This window comes from Streptomyces sp. HSW2009 (genome assembly GCF_040240285.1).
Lineage (GTDB): Bacteria > Actinomycetota > Actinomycetes > Streptomycetales > Streptomycetaceae > Streptomyces.
The window spans coordinates 1-6095 of record NZ_JBEHZD010000487.1; the positions used below are offsets into that span (position 1 = coordinate 1).

Annotated in this window: 5 protein-coding genes; 2 read left to right on the plus strand and 3 right to left on the minus strand. The window is 73.8% G+C overall.

What is annotated here, in order from left to right; translation table 11 throughout:
• Nucleotides 1-111: 111 nt before the first annotated feature.
• The 3 genes from AAHZ94_RS26970 to AAHZ94_RS26980 all read right to left on the minus strand — a co-directional run bounded on the left by AAHZ94_RS26970 (nt 112) and on the right by AAHZ94_RS26980 (nt 3493).
• A complete protein-coding gene (locus AAHZ94_RS26970; protein ID WP_349995981.1) occupies nt 112-1956 on the minus strand; it encodes a phospho-sugar mutase in 1845 nt (614 codons plus the stop codon).
• Nucleotides 1957-2071: 115 nt separating this feature from the next.
• Nucleotides 2072-2917 (minus strand): purine-nucleoside phosphorylase, encoded by an 846-nt coding sequence (locus tag AAHZ94_RS26975; protein WP_349995983.1) that lies wholly within the window; start codon nt 2915-2917, stop codon nt 2072-2074.
• A 138-nt stretch (nt 2918-3055) separates the two neighbouring features.
• Nucleotides 3056-3493, minus strand: coding sequence for a gamma-glutamylcyclotransferase family protein (locus AAHZ94_RS26980; protein ID WP_349995985.1), 438 nt, complete (start codon nt 3491-3493; stop codon nt 3056-3058).
• A 234-nt stretch (nt 3494-3727) separates the two neighbouring features.
• Here AAHZ94_RS26980 and AAHZ94_RS26985 point away from each other — a divergent pair, with 234 nt between their 5' ends.
• Nucleotides 3728-5167, plus strand: a complete 1440-nt coding sequence (locus AAHZ94_RS26985) for an NAD(P)H-quinone dehydrogenase (protein WP_349995987.1) — start codon at nt 3728-3730, stop codon at nt 5165-5167.
• Between the two features lie 135 nt (nt 5168-5302).
• Nucleotides 5303-6095 (plus strand): DeoR/GlpR family DNA-binding transcription regulator (locus AAHZ94_RS26990; protein ID WP_349995989.1); only part of this gene is annotated, 793 nt, incomplete at its 3' end.

A 6095-nucleotide genomic window follows, 5' to 3' on the forward strand; every position in this document is an offset into this window, starting at 1 on the left:
GGGGGGCGGCGGGGGGGGTCCCGTGGCCCACGCGGCGGCGGGGGGGGTGGTCGGCGCGCGCCGCGCGCGCCCGCCCCCCCCCCCGCCGTCGTGTCGCGGGCCGTTCGGCCCTCAGATGCCGGCTGCGTCCGCCAGGTCGCGCTTGACGGCGGCGAGCACGTCGGCCGCCCTGGTGCGGGCCGCCGGCAGCGCGTCGGGTGCCCCGACCGGCAGCACGACCTCCAGGTAGCACTTGAGCTTGGGCTCGGTGCCGCTGGGGCGCACGATGACGCGGGCCGACCGGACGCCGGAGGCGGCGTCGCCGGCCAGGTGGTAGCGCAGCCCGTCGGTGGGCGGCAGCGCGTCCGAGCCCAGCGACAGGTCCTGGGCCGAGGTCACCGGCAGGCCGGCCAGTGCGGTGGGCGGCTGGGCGCGCAGCCGCTGCATGGCCGCCGCGATCACCGACAGGTCCTCGACCCGTACCGAGAGCTGGTCGGTGGCGTGCAGTCCGTGCGCCACCGCGAGCTCGTCCAGGAGCGCGGGCAGCGAGCTGCCGCCGGCCTTCAGTTCGGCCGCCAGCTCGGCGATGAGCAGCGCGGCGGTGATGCCGTCCTTGTCGCGGACGCCGGCCGGGTCCGTGCAGTAGCCGAGGGCCTCCTCGTACGCGTAGCGCAGGCCGTCCACCCGGGCCAGCCACTTGAAGCCGGTCAGCGTCTCCGCGTACGGGACGCCCGCGGTGGCCGCGATCCGGGACAGCAGCGAGGAGGAGACGATGGTGGTGGCGAACGTGCCGGCGCTGCCCTGGCCGACCCGGCCGGAGCGCACCAGGTGGGCCGCGAGCAGCGCGCCGACCTCGTCGCCGCGCAGCATCCGCCAGCCGGCCGGCACCGCCGGGTCGGGCACGGCCACGGCGCAGCGGTCGGCGTCCGGGTCGCTGGCGAGGACGATGTCCGGGCTGGTCGGGGCGCTGGTCGGGCTGCCAGGGGCTGCGGCCGTCGCGGCGCGGGCCGTGGCGAACGCCAGGTCCATCGCGCCCGGTTCCTCCGGGTGGGGGAAGGCGACCGTGGGGAAGTCCGGGTCGGGCTCGGCCTGCTCGGTGACGACGAGCGGGGCCGGGAAGCCGGCGCGGGCGAACGCGGCGCTCACCGTGGCCAGGCCGACACCGTGCAGCGGCGTGTAGACCACCTGCACCGCGCGGGCCGAGTCGGGCGCGAGCACGCCGGTGGCGCGCTCCAGGTACGCGTCGATGACCTCTTCGCCGGCGATCTCCCAGCCGGTCTCCGGCCGCGGCACCTCGTGCACGCCGGCCACCGCGGCGATCTCGGCGGCGATCTCGGCGTCCGCCGGCGGCACGATCTGGGCGCCGCCGCGCGATGCGGTGCCGGCGACGCCGTCGCCCAGGTACACCTTGTAGCCGTTGTCGCACGGCGGGTTGTGGCTCGCGGTGACCTCGACGCCGGCGATCGCGCCCAGGTGCCGTATGGCGAAGGCCAGGACCGGGGTCGGCAGCGGGCGCGGCAGCAGTACGGCGCGCAGCCCGGCGCCGGTGATGACGGCCGCGGTGTCGCGGGCGAAGTCGGCGCTGCGGTGCCGGGCGTCGTAGCCGATGACCACCAGGCCGGGCCGCTGCCCGGCGCCGGCGGCCGGCTGCTGCCGCTGGGTGAGGTAGCTGGCGAGGCCGGCGGCGGTCTTGATGACCACCGCGCGGTTCATGCGCATGGGGCCCGCGCCCAGTTCGGCGCGGAGCCCCGCGGTGCCGAACTGGAGGGTGCCGGCGAAGCGCGCGGCCAGCTCGTCGAGTGCCGCGGCCCCCTCGTCGGTGCCGGTGCCGGTGCCGGTGCCGGTGCCGGTGGCGCCCGCCGCGGCGTCGACGAGGGCCGTGAGCTCCGCGCGGGTCTGCGGGTCGGGGTCGTCCGCGAGCCAGGCCCTGGCCCGGGCGATCAGTTCCTGCTGCGCGTCCTGCTGGTCCTGCTGCACGGTGGTTCTGCCTCTCGCGTGAGGGTCGCGTACTGCGCGGTGCCGACGCCGGCGCCGCCGGGCGGCTCCGGCGCCGTGGGGGCCGGGGGCGGGCGGGCCCGGCCCGGGGCACCGCTCAGAGCTTGCCCAACACCTGGCTCAGCAGGCTGCCCATCCGGGCCGCCGAGTCGCGGCCGGCCGGGAGGACCTCTGCGTGGTTGAGGGGTTCGCCGGTCATGCCGGCGGCCAGGTTGGTCACCAGCGAGATGCCGAGCACCTCGGCGCCGGCCTCGCGGGCGGCGATCGCCTCCAGCGTGGTGGACATGCCGACCAGGTCGGCGCCCATGGTGCGGATCATCGCGATCTCGGCGGGCGTCTCGTAGTGCGGCCCGGGGAACTGGGCGTACACGCCCTCCTCCAGACTCGCGTCCACCTGCTGGCAGAGCGCGCGCAGCCGCGGCGAGTACAGGTCGGTGAGGTCCACGAAGTTGGGGCCCACGATCGGCGAGGTGGCCGTGAGGTTGATGTGGTCGCTGATGAGCACCGGCTGACCCACCCGCATCCCGACCCGCAGCCCGCCACAGCCGTTGGTGAGCACCACGGTCTTGCAGCCGGCGGCGACGGCGGTGCGCACCCCGTGCGCCACGGCCGCCACGTCGCGGTTCTCGTAGTAGTGCGTACGGCCGAGGAAGACCAGCGCGCGCTTGCTGCCGATGCGGTACGAGCGCACGGTGCCCGCATGTCCTGCGACCGCCGGGGCGGGGAAGCCGGGCAGCTCGGTGACCGGGAACTCGCATTCCGGGGTGCCGAGCGCGTCGGTGGCGGGCACCCAGCCGGAGCCCATCACGAGCGCCACGTCGTGGGTCTCGGCGCCGGTGAGCTCGCGCAGCCGGGCGGCGGCGCCGTCGGCGGCGTCGTAGGGGCTTCGGCCGCCGGCGTGGAGCGGGCCGCCCTGGATGTCCGAAGAAGCAGATGCGTTCACGCGGACGAGGGTAACCGGTAATCCCCTACGCGCGTAGATGCGTTTGCGACGATGTGTGGGCCCATGGCGCATTGCGGTCCTTACAAGCGCCCGTGCTGGTGTCGTGGCCAGGGCCTCAGCAGATTCGTGTCCCGGGCCTCAGCAGGGCCGCTTGCGCAGTTCCATCACGTAGTCGTGCGGCGCGCCGGCGGACTCGGCGGCGTCAGCCACCTCGCCGAGGTAGCGGGCCGACGGCAGCCCGCCCTCGTACCCGTTGAGCACGTACAGCCACGCGGTCACGTCGCCGTCCAGGGTGTGCACCCGCATCCGCGTGCGCCGGTAGATGCCGAGCCCCACGCCCTCCCAGCCGTCCATCCCGGCCTCGTCCATCGGGGCGATGTCGTACAGCGCGACGAAGACCTGCGAGCCGGGCGCCTCGGCCAGCGTGGCCAGCGCGCCCTCCCACCCCATCTGCTCGCCGCCGAAGGTCAGCCGCCAGCCGGAGAGCCAGCCGGTGCCGCGCAGCGGCGAGTGCGGGGCGCGGCGGGACATCAGCCGCGCGTCGAGGTTGCCGGCGTACGCGGCGTAGAGCGACATGGCTTTGAGGGTACGGGAGTGCAGCGTGCGGCCGTCTGGGGCGAGCTGGCGACGGGCGGCGGCGCGGGCGGAGGGACCCAAGAGGCGGTGGTTTTGATGAGTGCGGGACAATGAGGCACGTACTGCATCCCCCTGGGGGCGACCCCCGGACCGGCCGGCGGTGGCAACCGGCCGCCTCCGCGGCGCGGTCGGGCATCCCGGGCCGACCGAGACGAATACGCGAGGCGAACTTCAGTGACCCGAATCGTGATCATTGGCGGCGGACCTGGCGGCTACGAGGCGGCGCTGGTCGCAGCGCAGCTCGGCGCGGACGTGACCGTCGTGGACTGTGACGGCCTCGGCGGCGCCTCGGTGCTGACCGACTGCGTACCGTCGAAGACCCTGATCGCGACGGCGGAGGTGATGACGACCTTCGACTCCTCGTACGAGGAACTGGGGATCATCGTCGCCGACGACACGCCGCCCCTGGAGCAGGCGGCCCGCGTGGTCGGCGTGGACCTCGGCAAGGTCAACCGCCGGGTGAAGCGGCTCGCGCTGGCCCAGTCGCACGACATCACCGCCTCCGTCACCCGTGCGGGTGCCCGGGTGATGCGCGGCCGGGGTCGCATCGAGCCGGCCCAGGCGCCGGACGGCTCGCGGACGGTCACCGTGCAGGCGGCCGACGGTACGGAGGAGACGCTGGCTGCGGACGCGGTGCTGATCGCCACCGGCGCCCACCCGCGGGAGATCCCGGACGCGCTGCCGGACGGCGAGCGCATCCTGAACTGGACCCAGGTCTACGACCTCGACGAGCTGCCGGCCGAGCTGATCGTGGTCGGCTCGGGCGTCACCGGCGCCGAGTTCGCCGGCGCGTACCAGGCGCTGGGCTCCAAGGTCACCCTCGTCTCCTCGCGGGACCGGGTGCTGCCGGGTGAGGACCCGGACGCCGCGGCCGTACTGGAAGACGGCTTCCGTCGCCGCGGCATGCATGTGATGGCCCGCTCGCGCGCCCAGTCCGCCAAGCGGGTCGGCGACCGGGTGGAGGTCACGCTCGCCGACGGCCGCGTCATCTCCGGCACGCACTGCCTGATGGCGGTCGGCTCGATCCCCAACACCGCCCGGATGGGTCTGGAGGAGGCCGGGGTCAGGCTCCAGGAGTCCGGGCACATCTGGACCGACAAGGTCTCCCGGACCAGCGCGCCGGGCGTGTACGCGGCCGGCGACTGCACCGGCGTCTTCGCGCTCGCCTCGGTCGCCGCCATGCAGGGGCGCATCGCGATGTACCACTTCCTCGGCGACGCGGTGGCCCCGCTGAACCTGAAGGCGGTCTCCGCGAACGTCTTCACCGACCCGGAGATCGCCACCGTCGGCTACACCCAGGCCGACGTGGACAGCGGCAAGATCGACGCCCGGGTGGTGAAGCTGCCGCTGCTGCGGAACGCGCGGGCGAAGATGCAGGGCATCAGGGACGGCTTCGTGAAGCTCTTCTGCCGGCCCGGCACGGGCATCGTGGTCGGCGGCGTGGTCGTCGCCCCGCGCGCCAGCGAGCTGATCCACCCGATCTCGGTCGCCGTGGACAACAATCTGACCGTCGCACAGATCGCGAACACCTTCACGGTCTACCCGTCGCTCTCGGGTTCGATCGCCGAGGTCGCCCGACAGCTCCAGACCCGCAAGACCCAAAACGAGCTCTAACGCGCTCCTATATCACCTGCGACACCCCGCAGCGAACAACTTCTGCTAATTGGCGCAACCGGCTGAAAGCAGACGGTCGTTGGCGTTACTGTCAGTTTCGTGTTCGCTGCAGAACGTCGCCAATTGATCCTTGAAATGGTGCGCGCGAACGGAGCCGTCTCGCTCCGTGAGCTCGCCCGTGTCGTCCAGACCTCCGAAGTGACCGTACGGCGGGACGTGCGGGCGCTGGAGGCGGAAGGACTGCTCGACCGCCGGCACGGCGGTGCGGTATTGCCGGGTGGTTTCACCAGGGAGTCCGGCTTTCCGCAAAAGTCCCATCTAGCAACCGCGGAGAAGACGGCCATCGCCGACGTCGCCGCCGGTCTCGTCGAAGAGGGCGAGGCCGTGGTGGTCGGCGCGGGGACGACGACGCAGGAGCTGGCCCGCCGGCTCGCCCGCGTCCCCGGTCTGACCGTGGTCACCAACTCCCTGCTCGTCGCCCAGGCCCTGGCCCATGCCAACCGGGTCGAGGTCGTGATGACCGGCGGCACCCTCCGCGGGTCCAACTACGCCTTGGTGGGCAGCGGTGCCGAGCAGTCCCTCCAGGGCCTGCGCGTCTCCCGCGCCTTCCTGTCGGGCAGCGGGCTCACCGCCGAGCGCGGTCTGTCCACGTCCAACATGCTCTCCGCGAGCGTGGACCGGGCGTTGGTGCAGGCGGCGGCCGAGGTGGTGGTGCTCGCCGACCACTCGAAGCTGGGTACGGACACGATGTTCCAGACCGTGCCCACGGACGTCATCACCCGGCTGGTGACGGACGAGCCACCGAGCCGTGAGGACCGCTCCGCCATCGAACTCCAGGCCCTCGCCGACCAGGGCGTACAGATCACGGTCGCGGGGGTGGGCCAACAGGCGCCCGCGCCGGGGCAGGGCGCGGCGGGCGGGGGCGTAT

What these genes read in the sequence shown, in the direction of transcription:
- AAHZ94_RS26980 (WP_349995985.1), bottom strand. Translation starts at nt 3,493, where the DNA reads ATGTCGCTCTACGCCGCGTACGCCGGCAACCTCGACGCGCGGCTGATG.